Consider the following 20,828-nt stretch of genomic DNA (forward strand, 5'->3'; position numbering starts at 1 on the left):
ACCGTTTCTTAAATGAATGGTGAAGCCAATGATGGTATTAATTAACAGTTTGCACTAACTGACAGTGACCGGATTCAATTTGTTGGTGTCTAAACCCTTGTTATCTAAATTGTTGCTGCCTAAATCGCCACTACCCAAACTGCGCATAGCAAAAATCTAATATCAAGTTGAGTAATAGCTGCTTACTTTAGCATTTCAGAAGTCCAACGCCTACTATTGAACATAAATTACGCTATAGCCACTATAAAAAGTTACAATCTAAAGGGCTTGATAAATGGCCACTTTGCTAAACAATTATTGTCATAAATAGTTCGCTGCATAATAAGCGACAAGCCTTATTGCAATTATATTTATAATTATCACTCAGCGTGATAGTGAACATCATACCCAGTGTCTATAAAACACTGGAAATTCTCTAAAAAACCTTGCTTTTTGGGGCTATTCACGGCATTGTTATTGGTTGGCGATGCAACAATTTATTGTAAAAAGGATTAAGTTTCATGAGTAATTTAACAGTAGGCTTGGTAGGCTGGCGCGGTATGGTCGGGTCAGTATTGATACAACGTATGCGTGAAGAAAAAGACTTTGACGGTATGACGCCGGTGTTTTTTTCAACCAGTAACGCCGGCGGCGACGCACCAAGCTTTGATGGTATCAAGACCAGCCAACTAAAAGATGCTCATGATATTGCAGCACTTGCTGATTGTGATGTGATTATTACCTGCCAAGGTGGCGACTACACCTCAAAAGTACATCAACCACTCCGCGATAGCGGCTGGACTGGTTACTGGATTGATGCGGCAAGCACCTTACGCATGGAAGACGACAGCATCATTATTCTTGACCCCGTCAACCGCAGTGTCATCGATAGTGCGCTGGCAAATGGTAAAAAAGACTTTATCGGTGGTAACTGCACCGTATCACTGATGCTCATGGCGATTGGTGAGTTATTTAATAAAGGCTGGGTCGAATGGGTCAGCGCCATGACCTATCAAGCAGCAAGTGGTTCTGGTGCCAACAACATGCGCGAGTTAATCGAAGGCATGGGCGTACTCCATGATGCCGTTAAAGATGAGCTTGCCAATCCTGCCAGCGCCATCCTTGAGATTGATAAAAAAATCGCCCAAACTCAGCGCTCAGATAACTTTCCAAAGCAATACTTTGGCGTACCACTAGCAGGTAGCTTGATCCCTTATATCGACGCGCAGCTAGAAAACAAACAGTCACGTGAAGAATGGAAAGGCGGCGTTGAAACCAATAAAATCCTTGGTAATTCTGAAGCAGATAAGATTGCCATCGACGGTATGTGTGTCCGCGTGGGTGCCATGCGCTGTCATGCTCAAGGTTTAACGATTAAACTTAAAAAAGACATCCCGCTAGAAGAAATCGAAGCGGCATTGAAAAACAGCGGTAATCAGTGGTTAGACGTGGTCGAAGACGATAAAGAAGCGACTATCAACCGTTTGACACCTGTAGCCGTGACCGGTACTTTGACGGTCGCATTAGGACGCCTGCGTAAGCTTAATATGGGTCCTGAATATCTAGGCGCGTTCACTGTCGGCGACCAGTTGTTATGGGGCGCAGCTGAGCCATTACGCCGTATGCTAAATATCATCCGCGAGCAAAACAGCTAAATTAACTGGCTTAAGCTTAAATAGAAAAAGACAGCGCTTGCTGTCTTTTTTTTGAGTCATTTTTGTTATTAATGGGTCATTTGGACTGATAAGCAATCATCACTTCGTTGCGGCGCAGAAACGGTAGTGTCCAAGGTGGATTGTAACGTGCCAACTCAGGTGTACCTGTTATGGTTAATTTTTGCGCCTGCATCCAAGATTGCAACTCCTCAGTTTTAGCCTCAACTTTTTCAGCACCCGCCAATCCTGAAAACTTAATAACGCCATAAGTTTGCGCTGGCACTTCTACAATTTCGATATTTGGATTGTTAGGTTTGGGTAGCGTTTGCATAGTGTATTGGCTTGGCATGGTAAATTGTACGCGCCATTTATCATCAGTCTGTTGCTGGTGCTCTTGTTTAATAGACACAGGTGCTGTCATCGCAATTTTTTGTGACGCGCCATTTTTCTTAGTATCAGATTGCTTTGCTTCAAACTTCATGGCGACGGGTGCTGTCATACTGATTTTACTACTCTCCCCGTTTGATGCCGTATTATTACCAAAGATATAGTCCGCTAATATCTTAAACCCTTTACGACTGGCCTCATTTTGGTCACCAGATACCCAAGTCTGTGCTGCCAACTGCTCACCGTAACGACGCAATTCAAACTCATCTGTTTGCGACAAAATCGTATACTTTGGCTCTTCGGTTGCCATAGCTGCTCCTGGTAGCAATAATGTACTGGTTAATAACACGCCATTTAATAGCGTTCTATTTAATAGCGTTCTATTTAATACCATTCCATTTAAAAGCGAATGTTTCGATGATAGGTAGGTTGCTTTGCTCATACTATTTCTCCGCCGTGCAAAAATAGGCTTCAATACTATTTAATTTGCAGCAGCTCTTTATTTACTGTAGCAATATCTTGGCAGAACTGTCTGTGTCTTTTGGTTATAGCGTGGCAATAAAAAAGATTAATCTTTTAAATTAACTTTAAATATGCTTAGGCTATTTTATAGCTTCTTTTGCTATCTATTCAAATTGACGCTACCTTAAATATCGATGTCCAAAAAAATGCCTAACAATGCTATAATTGGCGCTATTTTCTTAGCTTAAATAGCGGTTAACTTATGCAATTTGTCTTACATAAAACGGCCAGCGGCATCACGCGTGCGCGCCGTGGTACGGTTCATCTCAATCATGGCGATGTACAAACGCCAGCCTTTATGCCTGTAGGTACTTACGGTACCGTTAAAGGTATGTTACCTCGTGATATCGAAGCGATTGGCGCAGATATTATCTTGGGCAATACTTTTCATTTATGGCTGCGTCCCGGTACGGATATCATTGATAAATTTGGTGGTCTGCATAAATTTATGCATTGGGATAAACCTATCCTTACTGATTCAGGCGGATTCCAAGTATTCAGTCTGGGTGCGATGCGTAAAATTACCGAAGAAGGCGTTAACTTTAAATCGCCTATTGATGGCGCAAAAGTATTTTTATCGCCAGAAAAATCGATGCAGATTCAATATAGCTTGAACTCAGATATCGTCATGCAGTTCGATGAGTGTACGCCCTATCCTGCTACTCATGATGAGGCGAAAAAATCTCTAGAGTTATCACTACGCTGGGGACAGCGCTGCGTTGATGAGCATAATAAACTTGGCAATACCAATGCGTTATTTGGCATCATCCAAGGCAGTATGTATGCCGATTTACGTAAGCAATCTCTCGAAGGTCTGCTTAACATTGGCTTTGATGGTTATGCCATCGGTGGTTTGTCTGTTGGCGAGCCAAAAGAAGAGATGATAGACGTTTTAGATTATATTGCAGATGATATGCCAGCTGACAAGCCGCGCTATTTGATGGGTGTTGGTAAGCCTGAAGACCTCGTTGAAGGCGTACGCCGCGGCGTCGATATGTTCGACTGCGTCATGCCGACCCGTAACGCGCGTAATGGTCATTACTTTGTCGCAGGCGACGCTGAAAACGCAGGCGTGGTACGTATACGCAACAGCCAATATCGCACTGATGAAGGCCCATTAGACCCTGAATGCGATTGCTATACTTGCCAAAACTTTAGCCGTGCTTACTTATCACATCTTAATAAATGTAAAGAGATGCTAGGTGCGCAATTGGCGACCATTCATAACTTACGTTACTACCAACGCTTGATGCAAGGTATCAGAGACGCGATTGAACAAGATACCTTTGATGAATTCGTGAATGAGTTCTATAGCAAACGCGGACAAACGGTTCCTGAACTTAATTTACGTTAGGCGTTGTTAGGACTATTCGATGCATTTAACAACCATTAAATAGATTAATTAACATACAAAAAGGGCTTAAGATTAATCTTAAGCCCTTTTTGTTTAGCTGAAATTTTTATTACCTGAAATACTAATACTATTAATAAGTAAGAGAAAGTCTATCCATTAGCTCATTAGAGTCGTTACAAAAACGATGATTACCGCGATAGGCGCAATGAATTTAGCAACGATTTGCCATAACTGCCAAGTGAAATTCGACAATCCAAGCTCTTGCTGGATGCTGCGCTGATCCATTTGCCAACCGACAAAGATGATCGCCGCAAGACCGGTCAAAGGCAACATGAATTTACTGGTCAGTTTGTCTAGCACATCAAAAATACCATTACCCATAATGGTAAAGTCAGCCCATAAGTTAAATGACAACAAGGCTGCGATACCTAGTAACCAAACCGCAATACTGGCCACGATGGTCGATACCGTACGGCTCATTGGCGTACGCTCTTCTAAAAGCTCAACCGTTGGCTCAAGTAACGAAATTGATGAGGTCACGGCGGCAAAGGTAATTAATAAGAAGAACAATGTACCAATGACGGCACCAGCACCCATGCTACCAAACGCGATTGGCAGACTGACAAAGATAAGACCAGGGCCTGAAGCAGGATCAAGACCATTGTTAAAGATGATTGGGAAAATGGCCAAACCAGCAGCCAAGGCAATCACGGTATCTAAAATTACCACCGTACGCGCGGTGCTTAATAGATTGACATCACGACCCAGATAAGAGCCATAAGCTACCATAATACCCATGCCGATAGACAGCGTAAAGAAAGCATGTCCAAGTGCCGCTAGCATGACGTCGGCATTTAACTTACTAAGGTCTGGAGCAAACAGATAATTAACCGCTTCACCAAAACCGCCGTTCATGACGTTATAACCGACGATAACGAATAAGATCACACCCAATAATGGCATGAGAACTTTGGCGGTGTTTTCAATACCTTTCGTCACACCCACACCAACAATCAAGGCGGTAATGACCATGAAAACCGTATGCCAGATAGTTAGGGTGCCCGCTGACGCCAACATCGCATCAAAGGTTGCAGCGACAGAGTCACTATCTTGACCCGCAAAGCTTCCTGAACCAACTTTGGTGATATAGTTAAGCGCCCAACCACCGATGACACTATAAAACGATAGAATTAAAAAACCACCTAAGATACCAGTCGCACCGACAATACCCCAACTGCGCGATTTGCCTTCGCTTGCCGCAACGTCAGAAAACGTATTGATAGGGTTTTTTTGCCCGCGGCGACCAATCAACCATTCTGCAACCAAAATTGGAAAACCAATAAGGGCAAGACAAAATAAATAGGCGATAACAAAAGCTGAACCACCGCTCTCCCCAACCATATAGGGAAACTTCCAGATATTTCCTAAACCAACTGCCGATCCTACTGCTGCCAGTACGAAGCCAAAACTTGAGCTCCACTGAGCATGTTCTTGTTTATTAATAGCCATTTTGCCTTCCTCATGCCTCAATTAATGCTACTTATAATCTTCCTTGATTATTATAAATCACCCCCTATTTTATGCGGTAATTTAATTAACGGGTCAATGTGACACGTCTAGCAACATTATGAAAGAATTGTTTACAATATCGTAAACGCTCAGTTTCTGCTAAGCAACCAAAAAAGTCAAGTAGCGATAAATATAAAAAGCCATAACTATTAGTTATGGCTTTTTATATTTTTAAGAACAACTTACAAGAGTTTACCGGTTTCAGGCTTATATGTAAGATGTAAGTTGCAGCATGTTTTTTATATGGCTGCTTGATATTGGTCTCAGCTATTGCTTATATATTTAGTTAAATGATATTAACGCACAACGCCGCGGCGACTTTTTTGCAGCGAATCGATTAGCAATGCAATTTTTGGTTCTTGTGGTAACAGCTCTTCTTTCAAAATCTCTAGCGCTTGAGCCGTCGTTAAGCCTGAACGATAGACAGTACGGTATGCTTGACGCAAGACATCAATCGTCTCTTTAGACCAGTCTTTACGGCGCATACCTTCGACATTTAGACCATGTGCTTTCGCAGGATTGCCAGATACCATGGTAAAAGCAGCCACGTCCTTTAGAATAAGACTTGCGCCACCCACCAAGCTATAATCATCAACGGTACAAAACTGATGAATACCAGAATTACCACCGATAATCGTATGATTACCAATGGTCACATGGCCTGCAATGCCGACGTTATTGGCCAACACATTATGGTCGCCAATTAAGCAATCATGGGCAATATGGGTATTGACCATCAAAAGATTATGATTGCCAATCTTAGTCAAGCCGCCGTCTTGTTCAGTACCACGGTGTAAGCTACAGGCCTCACGAATGGTATTATGATCGCCAATCTCAAGCCACGTACGCTCACCAGCGTACTTTAAATCCTGCGGGTCTTCACCGATGCTGGCAAACTGATAAAACTGATTGTACGCACCGATACGCGTCAGTCGTGCCACGACCACATGACGGTGTAAAACCGTATGGGCGCCAATGGAAACTTCATCACCGACAATACAATAAGGACCAATGGTGGCAGTTTCATCAATCTTAGCGGACGGTGAGATGAGTGCTGTTGGATGGATCTGACTCATAATGAGGGCCTTTGTATCATCTGATGCGAGTAAATGGTAAAACAAATACAGACAGTTTAGCGTTAATAATCACCCTAATACCAGCTCTGTTTAAAAAACACTGTGTCTAAAACTATTATTCTGTCTAAAATATAAATATAACGCTAATCTTTACTATTCGCGGCAGCCAGCAGGTCTAAAAAATCTCACCGACCCGCTGCGCAACGTCTATAGAAATACTTTATTGTTCCTGACGTGCAATCATAATCTGAGCGCTAGCAGCAAGCTCATCTTCGACGTGGACGGTACAATCAAACTTATAAATACCCTGCTTTTGCATCACGGTTTTGGCACGGATAATCAGCTGGTCACCAGGGATAACACGGCGCTTAAAACGCACTTTATCCACCCCGGCAAACAGATACAGATAACCATCTTCTGCCGTCAAACCGGCGCTGATAAAACCAAGAACACCGGATACCTGCGCCATCGACTCAACCATCAAGACACCTGGCATAATCGGCTCATCAGGAAAATGCCCATTAAAAAACTCTTCGTTAATGGTCACATTTTTGATACCGGTAATACATTCACCAGGGGTACAAGATATCACCCGATCGACCAGCATAAATGGATAACGATGCGGCAGATAATGCTTTAGGGTATGGTAGGTTAAGGGTAATGTTAAACCTTGTTCCGCCAAACTTTTGATGTCTTCATCAGTAGGTCTATCAATATCAGTTATGCTCATAATGGGGCTTCCTTGCTATATGCTAAGCTTTACTTTGTCTTTAAGCGTTGCTGTGTTTTTAAACTTTATAAATAATTGATTGTCGTGTTAATTAAGCATTCATTGTCAGGTATTAATTACGCTTTGCTAGTCATGCTGTACCGGTCATGCTGGATTAGTCACGACCAAGCTGGCGAAAACGTACCGCTGCGCGCCGCCAATTGGCAGTCGGCATGGCGGCTGTTCCAGAAGAGTATGAGCCCGCCTTTGTGATGGATTTGGTCACCATGGTCATGCCAGATAATGTCACATCATCAGTAATGTCAATGTGACCAGTAATGCCAACAGCGCCCCCTATAATGCAGCGCTTGCCAATCGTCGTACTACCTGCGATACCAGTTTGCGCCGCGATGGCGGTACCATCACCGATACGCACGTTATGGGCGACTTGTACAAGGTTGTCAATAATAACATGATTGCCAATCACCGTATCATCAATAGCGCCGCGATCGATACAGGTTTGGCTCCCAATCCGCACATGATTGCCAATCACCACACGTCCTAGCTGAGCAATACGCTCCCAACCAGTAGTACTAGGGTTGCTCGTAGGGGCAAAGCCGAAACCTTCAGCCCCTACGCTAACCCCAGCATGCAATCTAACATGATGACCAAGTACACAATCGTGTCCGATGATCACTTGCGATTTGAGCACACAATCGCTGCCAATCGTGGTATTTGCTTCGATAACCACGTTTGCATCAAGCGCACTACAGTCACCAATTTGCACCTTTTCGCCAATGACACAAAAAGGCCCAATAGTCACTCCATTACCAATCACTGCGCTTTCAGCGATTACGGCGCTAGGATGAATACCGCTTTTCGATGGCTGATGAGCAAAAAGTTGACTGGCGCTGGCATAAGCCAAATAAGGCGCAGCAACGACTAATGCAACGGCGGTTTTGGCGACTTTATCATGATGTTCTGCCGTGGTCAGCACTGCCCCTGCCTGACTGTTTGCTAAGCTAGGAAGGTAGTGCGGATTGGCTAAAAAACTTAATTGCTGCGGATTGGCGGTCGTTAAATTACCAACACCGTCTAAATTTAGACATAATTGTGCAGCGCTAAGTTCGCCCTTGTTAAGAACAGGCTGACGCTGCTCAATCCGAGTGATGAGTTGCTCAATCGTTATCATAATTGTTATTAGTATAGTGGCTGTTAGTATTGGTATGAATAAGATGGTCGCCAAGGTGAGATATCATCTTGGCGACCTGCTAAAATTTAATTGTCTATTAATTTATTTAGCTGCATAAACTAAAACAATTAAATGATTTTACATAGATTCTTTGGACTAAAAAGTGTTACCAATTTGGAACTGAACTTTTTCAGTTTCATCGCCTTCTTTGTCACCGATCGGCACTGCATAACTGAGAGAAATCGGACCAATTGGCGTATACCAAGTGACACCTAAACCGGCACTAAAGCGGAATTTATTGTCTTGAGTTAATAATGGTACACCAGTATCGTCTCCAGTAGCCGGATCAACAAAGGTGCGGTCTTCTTTATCTGTCGTATCAAATACTTGACCGCCTTCAGCAAACAGTACCGGACGTACCTGATCTGCCCAATCACCTTTAAATGGCATTGGTAAAATCAGTTCTGTACCAAAGCTAACCAACGCATTACCACCAATCTCTTCTGGTTTCAATGAGCCTGGTTGATCACTAACGGCATCATAGTAGCTTTGCGATTTAGGCCCAAGCGTTGAGGCTTCGTAGCCACGTACCGAACCATAACCACCGGCATAGAAGTTTTCATAGAATGGTAAATCATTACCGTAGCCAAGTTTGGTATAACCGCGCGCCACCCAATCTTTATAGATAGGTTGATAAATATTGCCGCGATAAACCAGTTTCTGATAACTGGCATCACCAAGACCAATGGTCGCATCGACCGTATGGCTCATGCCTTTATTTGGAAATACAGGACGATCTAGCGTGCTGTAATCCCAGCCAAATAGTAAATTATAGCTTTGATAATCGTTTTTAAAACCAGTACGACCTTCATAGTCTCCGCTGAAGGGCTCAAACGTACCGCCATCGTCAATAATTTGCTGCACGTTTGAGACGCCAAGACGGTTACCACCACGTACAGTAGTTTTATCAACGTTCAAGCCCGCACTCACGCGTTTGGTTTCATCAACAGGATAACTATAGTTCAGGGTGGCACCATAAGCATCGGTGACATAGTTACTGACGTTTCTGTCATCGTACTTGGTTTCACGATAATAAGCACTGATACCTTGCGAAACACCGTTTTCTGTAAAATAAGGGTCAGTATAACCCAAGCTATAAGAGTCACGCGTCTCAGAGCGTGATAGTGCCGCTTTTACACGGTTACCAGTACCCATAAAGTTGTTTTGGGTCAAGTCTAACTGGAACGTGACACCACCACTTTGCGAGTAACCCGCAGCAATCGTTGAGCTACCAGAAGGCTGCTCTTCAACCGTATAATTCACATCGACTTGGTCTGGCTGATTAGGCACTGGTTTGACATCGACATTGACGCCTTTAAAGAAACCGGTACGCATCAGACGTGTACGTGATAGTTGAATCTTATCACTAGAGGCAAGAGCACCTTCTAACTGACGCATTTCACGGCGCAGTACTTCATCTTGGGTTTTTATATTACCCGTGAAGTTGATACGGCGAACATAGATAGGACGCGCAGGATCAATATAATAATCGACGTCGACTACCTTAGTCTCATCATTGATACGCGGGACCGGTCTGATTTGGGCTAAATAATAGCCTTCATTACCATAACGACTCTTAAGGGCGGCCGTTGTAGCATCCAGCTTAGCTTGTGAGTATTTTTCATTGGGTGCAAAAGTAACCAGCTCTTTTAGCTCATTGTTTTCAAAGGTTGGCTTACCTAAGAAGTTCACTTCACCAAACTGATATTGCTCGCCTTCACTTAAGCTGACTTCGATAAACACACTGCTTTTATCTTCGCTAATGTTAAGTACGGCATTGTCTACTGAAAAGCGCACATAGCCATCGTTTTGATAAAGGGCTTTTAGATTCTCTAAACTGGCCGCCAGTTTTTCTTTGGCATAGCGATCAGACTTAGACAACAGACGCGTCCATGACGACTCTTTTACCGCAAAAACGTCTTTTATCTGCTCATCACTAAAGTGTTTATTACCAATAATATTGATATCGACGACTTTAGCAGGCTTGCCTTCAACAAAGCGCACATCCAGTTTTACGCGATTGCCATCTAATAACGTTTGATCGACTTCAATATTGCTATTGTAATAACCTTGACTGATATATTGCTGCTGTAACTCGTTGGCAACGCCTTGCAACGTGGCTTGTTTCAGCACATCACCGACAGACAAGCCTGCATTACCAAGCCCTTGTTCAAGCCCTTCTTTTGGGATGAGTTTATTGCCTTCAAAGTTGACTTCAGCGATGATAGGACGCTCGACGACATCAAAGCGCAGCTTGCCACCTTCGACACGGCTTTGAATATCGGCGAAGTTTTCAGTCGCATATAACGCCTTAATACTGGCAGCCAAATTACTATCATTAACCGTATCACCCACCGTAATAGGTAAAACTGGATAGAGACTATCAGGAGTTAGGCGTTGTAGACCGTTGAAACCAATGTCAGTCACTACAAATTCTGCAGCCTGAACGGGCATACTCATCATCGCTACAACTAACGGCAACCCAGCCGCGCTCATAAATAAAGGCGTACGCATAAACACTATCCGTCAATAAAAAACTTGCTTAAGTTAAGGTAAAAAGCACGTGTTGTCTAGCCCATTTCGCATAAAGTCGTAAACTTCAGCGTGGGAGACTCAGGACACTTTATATAAAACGCATCATAAAATAAACTAAAAAATAAAATTAGTACAGTGGCGACATTATGAAATAAACACCGTATCGCTTCAATCATCAGTGCTTGATAAGGGCGCAACCATTAGCCTATCGCGGCTTACTTGCCAAGCGTCAGCATCCTTTGTCAAAATAGCCGACTGATATCATTACCAATTGCTAACACCATGAAACCTGCCAGCAAGAGTAAACCGATATTTAGACCGACCATTTGCACGCCTTCAGACAGGGGTTTACCGCGTATCAGCTCAATAAGGTAGTAGACAATATGTCCACCATCTAATACTGGAATGGGCAAAAGATTCAAGACTGCAAGGCTCAAACTGATCAACGCTGCTGTCGATAATACCATCTGCCAGCTAATATCAAAGCTTTGTTTAGCGACTTTCGCAATGGTAATCGGACCTGATAAATTCTCCAAACCTATCATACCAGACAGCATCTTGCCCATTGAGCTGACCGTCATGACGGCTAACTGCTCCGTCTTCTCAAACGACTTAATCAATGACTCACCAGGGCCGTAGACAACCGTGGTTTTGTAAGCGTCAGGAATGACAATTTCAGACTCTGCCACCATAGCACCAATTTGCCCGTAATCGTTACCTAAATTGTCTTTTTTACCTTGCGGCATGATGGATAACTGAACTTGTTTGCCATCACGCAATACAGTGAAATTAAGCAAAGTTTCAGGATTGTCGCGAATGATACGCGTGGCGCTAATCCAGTCGGTAATCTCTTTACCATTAATAGCCGTAATGCGGTCACCAACCTGTAGGCCTTGACGGCTGGCAGCGCCATCGGGCGTTAAATTGCCAACGATTGGTGCGATGTTTGGTTGCCACGGTATCATACCAAAGCTTGATAACGCATCTTTGCCTTGCGCGTCGCCTTGCATAAATTCTTTAATCGGTGCTTGATAGGTTTTGGTGGCATTACTACCTGTTGCCTCAGACTGTAAGGTGACACTGACACTGTCCGTCTCACCCATACGCCCAGCAAGGCGATAGTTAATACCTTCCCACGTTTGTACGTCATGACCATCAATAGCGACAATTTTATCGCCCACGGGCAACTGTGCCATCGCTGCTGGGGTATCTGGTAGCACCTGCCCTATCTTTGTCGCCAATTGCTCTGATGGGGTCATAAATAACACCCAAAATAATGCAATAGCGATGACAAAATTCATGATAGGACCTGCGGCAACTACCGCAATCTTTTTGAGCGGATGCTGACGATTAAACGCTAGATGTAGCTCGTCTGCTGCTACCTCACCTTCACGCTCATCAAGCATTTTGACGTAGCCACCAAGCGGCAGTGCCGAGATACGATAATCGATGCCACTTTTTTTACTGGTCCAACCAAAGAGTTTCGGACCAAAGCCAATAGAGTACGTCAGTACTTTAACGCCGCACAGACGCGCCACGATGTAATGGCCCCACTCATGTAAGGCGATGAGTGGACCTAAGACAAATATTGCCGCAAGTAGCGTTAATAAAAACGTCATGATCTTTTCTCAATATTCTCTTTTAACATCGTTTATCAAATGACTGAATTTTTATAGATTCATGCCAACTTTGCCACTAACGTATCAGTATGCTGACGCGCTATGTTATCAATCGCTAAAATATCTTCAATATCGGCAGTCTCATTTAATACCGCTACTTGTATCTCATCTAGTGCTTGCGCATTAATATCGGCAATATCAGTCAGACGAATCTGCCCATTTAAAAATGCGGCAACTGCAATCTCATTGGCAGCGTTTAGCACAATCGTGGCCTGTGTACCCGCTTGCATCGCCTGCCTTGCCAAACGCAAACAGGCAAATTTTTGCAAATCAGGCTCAATAAACTCTAAGCCGCTTAAGGCAAATAAATCCAATGGCTGCGAGCCGCTATCGATACGGTCAGGATAACTGAGCGCGTGGGCGATTGGCGTCTTCATATCGGGACTGCCTAGCTGCGCTAAAAAGCTACCATCGCTATATTCTACCATTGAGTGAATAATACTTTGTGGGTGAATGACCACATTTATCTTATTTTCTGGCAGATCAAATAAATGGCAAGCTTCAATCAGCTCAAGCCCTTTATTCATCATCGTAGCCGAGTCGACCGATATTTTTTGCCCCATCGACCAATTCGGATGTTTCACCGCTTCAGCAACACTAGCTTGCTGCATCTGTGCAAAAGACTGCTGTAAAAAAGGTCCGCCAGATGCAGTCAACCATAATTTACGCACACCATGATTTGGCTGATGGACTTGGGTATTGTCTTGCTGAATTGCTAATGGCAAACATTGAAAAATGGCATTGTGTTCTGAGTCTAAAGGCAACAAGGTCGCATGATGCGTTTTAACCGCATTAATCATGACTTTCCCTGCCATGACCAAGGCTTCTTTATTGGCCAATAAGATGCGCTTACCTGCACGTGCGGCAGCTAAGGTAGAAGGCAGACCGGCTGCCCCTACGATAGCAGCGACGACGGTATTGGTTTGCGTGTCAGTTGCAATATCGACCAGCCCTACTTCACCGCCGACCACATCGATATTTAAACCTACTGCGCTAAGACGCTGAGCGAAATCATCGACCGCTGCTGTCGGCACACTGACGCGTTTGGGCAAAAACTGCTGACAGAGAGCAAATAGCTTATCTAAACGGTGGTAGCCTGATAAGGCATAAACTTCATAGTTCTGTGGTTGCGCCGCTAAAATTGCTAACGTGCTATCGCCAATCGAGCCTGTCGCGCCTAGTACGGCGATGCGTTGGGTCATAACCATCTGTGCCTATAATACGGTGAAATTAAATGAGAAATAAATATAAGTCATAAGACCTAATAATAGGCAGCTTAGTCGCTACCAAATACGTAAGCCCTACTTCTTTTTATATTTTTAGCCTGATAGATTTTTACTTTTGGACTACTTATTGTTATGCGATAATTAAACCAAGCTGCTGTAGCGCCCAAAAGCCCAGTGCAAATATCGGTGTGGCAGATAATAACGAATCAATGCGGTCAAGAACCCCGCCATGCCCCGGTAAAATCGTTCCAGAGTCTTTGACATCAGCACGGCGTTTGAGCATCGACTCAAACAAATCACCCAGTACGGACGCCAAAATCGTTAACGCCGACAAGGCTACAAAAGCGACTAACGGTACGCCAGTCAATTGTAGTTTAAAGACACTAATGACGATGACCACAAGCAAGCCTGTGACTAAACCGCCTGCCAGTCCTTCCATACTTTTATTGGGGGAAACATTTGGTGCCATCTTGCGGCGACCAAACTTACGCCCAACAAAGTAAGCGCCACTATCGGCACACCAGACCAATAAGAATACATATAACAGCCACCATGCTGACAGCTGCCATAAGTAGAACATAGCGGTAATGGCGGCGGTCAATATTACTGCACCCATCAATGCCAATTTTTTACCGTACCAGTTGGTATGAGTGGGAAATACCCGCACCCAAGACAATGCCATTAGCCAAATAACCAATGACGCCACCCACCAAAACAGCCAAGTGATCTTAAACATCAGCGAAACGATGGTCAGTGCTAAAACCAACAGCACAAACAACGCAGGCTGCTGCCACTTTGGCATCAGTTTGGTCCACTCGTGGGCGGCAATAATGACGCCAATCGCTAGCAGCGGTGCAAATAAAATAGGCGTTTGGCTCGCAAACATTGCAATACCAACGATAATAACGAGAACAATTGCCGTCTTAATTCGTTGCCACATACTTATCGAGCCTTATATAACGAAAAATGTTTGGTCAAAATCTAGCATAACAGCGCTCTATAATAGCCCATTAAACAGGATTAACGCCAATTAAAGCAGCTTATTATAGACCAAACAAGTGTAATTCAAACCACGCGGACGACTTAAGCAATTATTTCTACAGCGCTTATTAGCTAAAATTATTTTAAGAACTCTGCTGCTCTATCACTACTTGTTCGCTGGTTTTGCCAAAGCGGCGTTGGCGCTGAGCAAATTCTGCTATCATCGCTGCAAGCTCTGCGACTTTAAAATCGGGCCACAGGGTTTGGGTAAAGAACAATTCGGCATAAGCAGATTGCCATAATAGAAAGTTTGACAAACGGTATTCGCCGCCCGTGCGTATCAGCATATCAACCGCTGGCGCATCTGCTAATTGCACATATCCGCCAAGCATCTCTTTATCGATGTCTTCTGCGCGCAACTTGCCCGCTTCGACTTGCTGCGCCAACTGCTTAGCAGCATGCGCAATATCCCACTGTCCACCGTAGCTAATGGCGATTACCAAGGTCATCGCTTCAAAGTCAGCGGTTTTTGCCTCGGCATCTAACATCAATGCTTGCAACTCTTCACTAAGCTGACTGCGATCACCAATAAAGCGCAAGCGAATGCGATATTTTTGCATGCGCGGTAATTGCTCATTGATGGTTAAGCTCAACAAATGCATCAATAATGCCACCTCGCTCGGCGGACGTTGCCAGTTCTCACTAGAGAAGGCAAAGACGGTTAGCACTTCAATGCCCGTGCTAACGCAATATTCGACAACAGGGTCTAGCGCATCTTTGCCAGCGATATGCCCCTGACCTTTGCCTAACTGATGGATTTTACCGTAGCGGTTATTGCCATCCATGATGACGGCGATATGCCGCGGGAGAAGCGCGGGAGATGAAGTATCTGAAATAGACATAGGCTGACTTGCTTGTGGTTTGGGTAAAGTAAGGTGACGCGCGTTATCGCCTGTTAAGAAAAATATGGCACATTTAGCAAATGACTTATGAAAAACCTAAACTTAACAAAAAACGCTTTGATAAAGGGTTTAAGACAGAACACTTACTTAACAATGGCTTAATTTCTTATACGGCAATAAACAGTCAATATGCATATAATATTGACTGTTTTTAGAGAAAAGATACTGCTGTTGTCTTTAATTAAAAATAAAAGACAGCCGCTTATACTTCCATCAAGTCGCTTTCTTTTTTGCTCAGACGGCTATCAATGGTTTCGATATATTTGTCGGTGATTTTTTGGATATCATCACTGGCGCGGCGCTCGTCATCTTCTGAGATTTCTTTTTCTTTTGCCAATTCTTTGATGTCATTCATCATATCGCGGCGGATATTACGGATAGACACACGGCTATTTTCTGCTTCACTGCGCGCAAGTTTTTGCATATCGCGGCGTGTGTCTTCGGTCAACGCTGGCATCGGTACACGAATGACGTCAGCGGTCATCGGGTTTAAGCCTAAATCTGCTTCGCGAATGGCTTTATCAATCGCTTGCACCATGCTACGCTCAAATGGCTGTACCAGTAAGGTGCGTGAGTCTTCGACGTTGACGCTGGCAACTTGATTCAATGGCGTATCGGCGCCGTAGTAGCTAACCATCACGCCAGATAGCATACCTGGGTGCGCGCGACCAGTACGTACTTTGCTAAAAGTCGTCTCAAGCGCTTCCAAGGTTTTTTGCATGCGTGCTTCGCCGTCTTGCTTAATCTCTTTAATCATCATGTATCCTTATTTATCGCTATCGATAAATCATTCATTATTGTTAGGTATAAAGCTGTTAGGTATAAATCTTATTCAAAGATTGATGCTCACCACATCAGTGATTTCATGCTCATATAAATGATAAAGCCTACTACGCTTAAGCTTAATGATAAACGCGCGTGCCTTCATTTTCGCCCATGATGACGTTTAATAAAGCGTTAGGCTTGGTCATATCAAATACTTGTAGTGGGACGTTGTGCTCACGGCATAAAGCGATTGCTGTTAAATCCATGACGCCAAGTTTTTGCTCGAGCACTTCATCAAAGGTTAAACCGTCATATTTTTTGGCATCGGCATGGAGGCTTGGGTCTTTATCGTAAACGCCATCTACTTTGGTCGCTTTTAAAATTAAGCCCGCCTCGATTTCGATACCACGCAGGCAAGCAGCAGTATCAGTAGTAAAGAAAGGATTACCCGTGCCCGCGACAAAAATACACACTTCACCATTTTTAAGATAACGAATGGCATTACGGCTGCTATAGCTTTCAGTGACTTCGCCAATAGGCAATGCTGACATCAAACGCGTTTTAATATTACGGCGCTCAAGAGCATCACGCATGGCCAGACCATTCATCACAGTGGCAAGCATACCCATTTGGTCACCAGTGACACGGCCGACCAAGCCTTCTTGTTGCAACTGAGCGCCGCGATACAAGTTACCACCGCCGACGACGATACCGACTTGCACTCCAAGTCCGCGTAAGTGGGCGATAGACAAGCTCATCTTATCGAGCACTTCGGTATCAATCCCCATCTCTTTGCCACCAGCTAAGGCTTCACCAGAAAGTTTTAGCAAGATACGAGAGTAACGCGGGTTTTTGTCAGACATGAGGTCACCTTGTTAGCATGAAATTATAATTAAAATAAGCGATAAAACACAAATTGCATTGGACTTTAGCTTAACCTTTCAAACTATCCTAAATGGCATAATAGCGCCAAAAACGATGTCAAATAGGTAAAAAGCCAAATTGCGCTAATTGTAGCAAAAACTGCCCACGATTGGGCAACTTTCACTCGGTTATCGTCGTGGCTCTCTAACCTTTATAACTGGCAAACAAATCATATTCGCTGGCGTCATCGATCGTGACGGTTAGGAATTGTCCAACTTTGACTTGCGCGGTGATATCATCGACGTAAACGTGACCATCAATCTCAGGCGCATCCGCATAACTACGGCAAATCGCGATGCCTTCTTCTTCATCAATCTCATCGACCAATACCATCAAGGTTTTACCGACTTTTTCTTGCAGCTTTTGTGCTGAAATCTCTTGCTGTAGTGTCATCAAACGCTCATAGCGTTCTTGCTTAATGTCTTCAGGTACATGATTTGGCAAATCATTGGCGACCGCACCTTCGACTTCTGAATACGTAAAAGCACCGACGCGATCAAGGCGCGCCTCGACCAGCCAATCAAGCAAGCACTGAAAATCTTCTTCGGTCTCGCCTGGGAAACCAACGACGAAGGTTGAACGAATGACAATATCAGGGCAAATTTCACGCCACGCTTTAATACGCGCCAAAGTATTTTCGCTATGCGCCGGACGTTTCATCGCTTTTAAAATACTGTGGCTAGCATGTTGGAATGGAATATCAAGATAAGGCAGTAGTTTTTTCTCGCCCATCAGCTCAACCACTTTATCGACATGCGGATAAGGATAAACATAGTGCAGGCGCACCCAAATACCCAAATCATTTAACGCTTGGCACAAGTCATAAAATTTTGACTTTAGCGGCATGCCATTCCAAAAGCTGGTTTTATATTTTAAGTCCAGCCCATAAGCCGAGGTATCTTGTGAGATAATCAACAGCTCTTTCACGCCAGCGTTTTTCAGCGCCATTGCTTCATTCATCACGCTATCAATCGGCCGCGAAACCAAATCGCCGCGCAAACTTGGAATGATGCAAAAAGTACAACGATGGTTGCAGCCTTCTGATATTTTAAGGTACGCATAATGGCTTGGGGTCAATTTAATCCCCGTCTCATTAATCAAATCTATCTTTGGATCATAGTTGCTATCTATATCGCGCTTGGGTTTGGGCACATGTTGCGAGACGGCAGTAATCACCTCATCATAAGCATGCGCACCGGTGACCGATAGCACGGCTGGGTGCATGGCACGGATTTTATCGGCCTCTTTACCCAAGCAGCCGGTGACAATCACTTTGCCGTTTTTGCTAATCGCTTCACCGATGGCGTCAAGTGACTCTTGCACTGCTGACTCAATAAAACCGCAAGTATTAACCACAACCAAGTCTGCGCCTTCATAATCGCTGGCGACTTGATAGCCGTCACGACTAAGCTCGGTGATAATGCGCTCACTATCGACCAGCGCCTTTGGACAACCAAGCGATACAAAGCCAATCTTTGGCGCAGCGTTCACGGGCGCGTCAATCGTCGCTGAATTGGCTAACGTCGCATCGCTACTTTGCTCAATACTACGGTTTTGATTGTGGTTGGCTTTATGGTGGTAAGGCTGGTTAGTGTTTGCTTGACTAACATCCGCCTGACTGCTTTCTTGCGCTATATTTGGCTTTGCAGGATTAAAAATAGTGGCAGTGTTTTTTGGCATAGAAGCTGATGAGGCAGAAGCTGACGATGTAGAAACTGATGAGGTGGTAACAGTCGTATTAAGCGACTCGGTAGAAGTGTTGGGCATGGCTGACCTTGCTAGAGATAAATTGGCTGTGCGCATTGTACGTTTTTTTTGTGATAATCGCCAGTTTTGCCGCGCTAGTGTGTTGATTTATGGTTAAATATTATCTTTCGTATCTTTTAATTTTAGGCATTTTCCATGACGGCTGATTTGAGCACTGCCAAACTGAACCCAGATTCGACGTTTATATTACAGCATTTATTTACCGCTATTTTATACGTTGATGGCTCGCTGACCATTAGGTGGCTAAATGCGCAAGCCGAGCAGCTGCTTGCCATTAGCAGCGGACGTTTGCGAGGCCAGTCAATCTTGAGCCTACTTGCGCCCGATGAGTTGACGTTAAAAGACAGTCTTATTAATAATAATCGCGAAGATAAGACCTGCGCGTTGACGGAGCGTTTTAGTCAAGCAAAGCACTATCAACAGCCGTTTATCGATCATGATCACCTTATACATACCCAGCTAAACGGCGGACTGTCGTTATCTGTGGATTATAGCGTGACGCCTGTTAGCGATGAGCAGCAGCCTTATTTTATTATTGAGATGTGGGGCAAAGACCGGCAAAGTCGTATTTCAGAAGAACAGCGCCAGCAGCAGCAATATAGCGTCGCCCGTCATATGTTACGCTCGGTCGCCCATGAAATCAAAAATCCATTGGCAGGCATTCGCGGGGCGGCGCAATTATTACAGCGGCAATTCATTAAGTTTAATGAATTTTCTGCTATTGTGAATGAAAATTTGAATGTAGCGGATGAAAATAACCTGAAAAAGAATGCGGCTAAGCTGCGGAGTTATACTGATATTATCATTTCAGAAACCGATCGTTTGACCCAGTTGATTGGGCAGCTTCTTGGCTCTCATCAATTGCCAAACTGGCAAATGCTCAATATCCATGAACCGCTAGAGCACGTTTTGGCTTTAATTATTCATCAATATCCAGACGTGGTGCTACAACGTGATTATGATTTATCGTTACCCGAGTTATGCGCGGATAAAGATCAATTAATCCAAGTGTTTTTAAACCTGATGAATAATGCATGTGAATCGATGACTGAGTTTGAGCAAACGCTGCAACAAAATACGCCAGCCACGTTTGGCAACTTTCCATCAGCTATTGCGCAGAAACACTCTGATATTAATGATAATTATCAACCTAAGCTGCATATCCAAACGCGGGTGGTTTTTCAGCATACCATCGGTAGCTTGCAGCACAAACAAGTCTTGCAAATCACCATTACCGACAACGGCTCAGGGATAGACGACGCATTAATCGGTCAGATATTTTTCCCGATGGTGACCAACCGCGCAGCTGGTACAGGTCTAGGTTTATCCATCGTCCAAGATATCATCAGCCGCCATCATGGTATGATTGACGTCAGCTCAAAGCAATCACAAGGTTTTAGCGGCAGTTTTAAAAGTCATTATCAGCACAATCAAACCCGCTTTACCCTCTACCTGCCTTTCTCTCAGCCAAGCGCTGACCGTTAAG

General features: G+C 44.1%; 16 protein-coding genes. 3 read left to right on the plus strand and 13 right to left on the minus strand.

The annotated features are described in order from the left end of the window. The first annotated feature begins 500 nt into the window (after positions 1-500). The gene (gene asd, locus ACP7AA_RS00835; RefSeq protein WP_426222371.1) at positions 501-1,634 is read left to right on the plus strand and encodes an aspartate-semialdehyde dehydrogenase; all 1,134 of its coding nucleotides are present in this window, start codon (positions 501-503) and stop codon (positions 1,632-1,634) included. 76 nt (positions 1,635-1,710) lie between these two features. Here asd and ACP7AA_RS00840 read toward each other — a convergent pair whose 3' ends face one another. Beyond that, the gene (locus ACP7AA_RS00840) at positions 1,711-2,463 is read right to left on the minus strand and encodes an SOUL family heme-binding protein (RefSeq protein ID WP_426222372.1); all 753 of its coding nucleotides are present in this window, start codon (positions 2,461-2,463) and stop codon (positions 1,711-1,713) included. A gap of 282 nt (positions 2,464-2,745) precedes the next feature. Here ACP7AA_RS00840 and tgt point away from each other — a divergent pair, with 282 nt between their 5' ends. Beyond that, on the plus strand, positions 2,746-3,897 hold the full coding sequence (gene tgt / locus ACP7AA_RS00845) for a tRNA guanosine(34) transglycosylase Tgt (RefSeq protein ID WP_426222373.1): 1,152 nt from the start codon (positions 2,746-2,748) through the stop codon (positions 3,895-3,897). A gap of 156 nt (positions 3,898-4,053) precedes the next feature. On the opposite strand, the gene ACP7AA_RS00850 is transcribed toward tgt, so the two are convergent. From ACP7AA_RS00850 to rimO, 12 genes are all read right to left on the minus strand, one after another. Beyond that, the gene (locus ACP7AA_RS00850; RefSeq protein ID WP_201628053.1) at positions 4,054-5,406 is read right to left on the minus strand and encodes a sodium-dependent transporter; all 1,353 of its coding nucleotides are present in this window, start codon (positions 5,404-5,406) and stop codon (positions 4,054-4,056) included. A 356-nt stretch (positions 5,407-5,762) separates the two neighbouring features. Continuing rightward, positions 5,763-6,542, minus strand: coding sequence for an acyl-ACP--UDP-N-acetylglucosamine O-acyltransferase (lpxA, locus tag ACP7AA_RS00855; RefSeq protein WP_201565387.1), 780 nt, complete (start codon positions 6,540-6,542; stop codon positions 5,763-5,765). Between the two features lie 220 nt (positions 6,543-6,762). Further along, the gene (gene fabZ / locus ACP7AA_RS00860; protein WP_227670482.1) at positions 6,763-7,272 is read right to left on the minus strand and encodes a 3-hydroxyacyl-ACP dehydratase FabZ; all 510 of its coding nucleotides are present in this window, start codon (positions 7,270-7,272) and stop codon (positions 6,763-6,765) included. A gap of 154 nt (positions 7,273-7,426) precedes the next feature. Further along, complete coding sequence (gene lpxD / locus ACP7AA_RS00865) at positions 7,427-8,443, minus strand: UDP-3-O-(3-hydroxymyristoyl)glucosamine N-acyltransferase (protein ID WP_426222374.1); 1,017 nt, start codon at positions 8,441-8,443, stop codon at positions 7,427-7,429. Positions 8,444-8,599: 156 nt separating this feature from the next. Then, positions 8,600-11,017 carry an outer membrane protein assembly factor BamA gene (gene bamA, locus ACP7AA_RS00870; RefSeq protein ID WP_426222375.1) on the minus strand — a complete coding sequence of 806 codons (2,418 nt, stop codon included), beginning with the start codon at positions 11,015-11,017 and terminating at the stop codon, positions 8,600-8,602. Positions 11,018-11,280: 263 nt separating this feature from the next. Then, positions 11,281-12,657, minus strand: coding sequence for an RIP metalloprotease RseP (gene rseP / locus ACP7AA_RS00875; protein WP_426222376.1), 1,377 nt, complete (start codon positions 12,655-12,657; stop codon positions 11,281-11,283). A gap of 59 nt (positions 12,658-12,716) precedes the next feature. After that, the gene (gene ispC, locus ACP7AA_RS00880) at positions 12,717-13,925 is read right to left on the minus strand and encodes a 1-deoxy-D-xylulose-5-phosphate reductoisomerase (protein ID WP_426222377.1); all 1,209 of its coding nucleotides are present in this window, start codon (positions 13,923-13,925) and stop codon (positions 12,717-12,719) included. Positions 13,926-14,073: 148 nt separating this feature from the next. Then, positions 14,074-14,883, minus strand: coding sequence for a phosphatidate cytidylyltransferase (locus ACP7AA_RS00885; protein ID WP_426222378.1), 810 nt, complete (start codon positions 14,881-14,883; stop codon positions 14,074-14,076). A 184-nt stretch (positions 14,884-15,067) separates the two neighbouring features. After that, the gene (gene uppS, locus ACP7AA_RS00890; RefSeq protein ID WP_426222379.1) at positions 15,068-15,826 is read right to left on the minus strand and encodes a polyprenyl diphosphate synthase; all 759 of its coding nucleotides are present in this window, start codon (positions 15,824-15,826) and stop codon (positions 15,068-15,070) included. Positions 15,827-16,088: 262 nt separating this feature from the next. After that, positions 16,089-16,643: a ribosome recycling factor gene (frr, locus tag ACP7AA_RS00895; protein ID WP_068404574.1), complete on the minus strand. Its 555-nt coding sequence runs from the start codon at positions 16,641-16,643 to the stop codon at positions 16,089-16,091. A gap of 145 nt (positions 16,644-16,788) precedes the next feature. Further along, the gene (gene pyrH, locus ACP7AA_RS00900; RefSeq protein ID WP_068404576.1) at positions 16,789-17,514 is read right to left on the minus strand and encodes a UMP kinase; all 726 of its coding nucleotides are present in this window, start codon (positions 17,512-17,514) and stop codon (positions 16,789-16,791) included. A 205-nt stretch (positions 17,515-17,719) separates the two neighbouring features. After that, positions 17,720-19,342 (minus strand): 30S ribosomal protein S12 methylthiotransferase RimO, encoded by a 1,623-nt coding sequence (gene rimO / locus ACP7AA_RS00905; RefSeq protein ID WP_426222380.1) that lies wholly within the window; start codon positions 19,340-19,342, stop codon positions 17,720-17,722. A 135-nt stretch (positions 19,343-19,477) separates the two neighbouring features. Between rimO and ACP7AA_RS00910 the strand changes: the two genes are divergently transcribed. Next, positions 19,478-20,827, plus strand: coding sequence for a two-component system sensor histidine kinase NtrB (locus tag ACP7AA_RS00910; RefSeq protein ID WP_426222381.1), 1,350 nt, complete (start codon positions 19,478-19,480; stop codon positions 20,825-20,827). Position 20,828 lies beyond the last annotated feature (1 nt).

Source organism: Psychrobacter sp. DWR1-2-3 (assembly GCF_049896465.1).
GTDB classification, from domain to species: Bacteria; Pseudomonadota; Gammaproteobacteria; order Pseudomonadales; family Moraxellaceae; genus Psychrobacter; species Psychrobacter maritimus.

Bases quoted from the DNA above. Each gene is read 5' to 3' on its own strand.
- asd (WP_426222371.1), top strand. From the start codon at position 501: ATGAGTAATTTAACAGTAGGCTTGGTAGGCTGGCGCGGTATGGTCGGG.
- ACP7AA_RS00840 (WP_426222372.1), bottom strand. From the start codon at position 2,463: ATGAGCAAAGCAACCTACCTATCATCGAAACATTCGCTTTTAAATGGA.
- tgt (WP_426222373.1), top strand. From the start codon at position 2,746: ATGCAATTTGTCTTACATAAAACGGCCAGCGGCATCACGCGTGCGCGC.
- ACP7AA_RS00850 (WP_201628053.1), bottom strand. From the start codon at position 5,406: ATGGCTATTAATAAACAAGAACATGCTCAGTGGAGCTCAAGTTTTGGC.
- lpxA (WP_201565387.1), bottom strand. From the start codon at position 6,542: ATGAGTCAGATCCATCCAACAGCACTCATCTCACCGTCCGCTAAGATT.
- fabZ (WP_227670482.1), bottom strand. From the start codon at position 7,272: ATGAGCATAACTGATATTGATAGACCTACTGATGAAGACATCAAAAGT.
- lpxD (WP_426222374.1), bottom strand. From the start codon at position 8,443: ATGATAACGATTGAGCAACTCATCACTCGGATTGAGCAGCGTCAGCCT.
- bamA (WP_426222375.1), bottom strand. From the start codon at position 11,017: ATGCGTACGCCTTTATTTATGAGCGCGGCTGGGTTGCCGTTAGTTGTA.
- rseP (WP_426222376.1), bottom strand. From the start codon at position 12,657: ATGACGTTTTTATTAACGCTACTTGCGGCAATATTTGTCTTAGGTCCA.
- ispC (WP_426222377.1), bottom strand. From the start codon at position 13,925: ATGGTTATGACCCAACGCATCGCCGTACTAGGCGCGACAGGCTCGATT.
- ACP7AA_RS00885 (WP_426222378.1), bottom strand. From the start codon at position 14,883: ATGTGGCAACGAATTAAGACGGCAATTGTTCTCGTTATTATCGTTGGT.
- uppS (WP_426222379.1), bottom strand. From the start codon at position 15,826: ATGTCTATTTCAGATACTTCATCTCCCGCGCTTCTCCCGCGGCATATC.
- frr (WP_068404574.1), bottom strand. From the start codon at position 16,643: ATGATTAAAGAGATTAAGCAAGACGGCGAAGCACGCATGCAAAAAACC.
- pyrH (WP_068404576.1), bottom strand. From the start codon at position 17,514: ATGTCTGACAAAAACCCGCGTTACTCTCGTATCTTGCTAAAACTTTCT.
- rimO (WP_426222380.1), bottom strand. From the start codon at position 19,342: ATGCCCAACACTTCTACCGAGTCGCTTAATACGACTGTTACCACCTCA.
- ACP7AA_RS00910 (WP_426222381.1), top strand. From the start codon at position 19,478: ATGACGGCTGATTTGAGCACTGCCAAACTGAACCCAGATTCGACGTTT.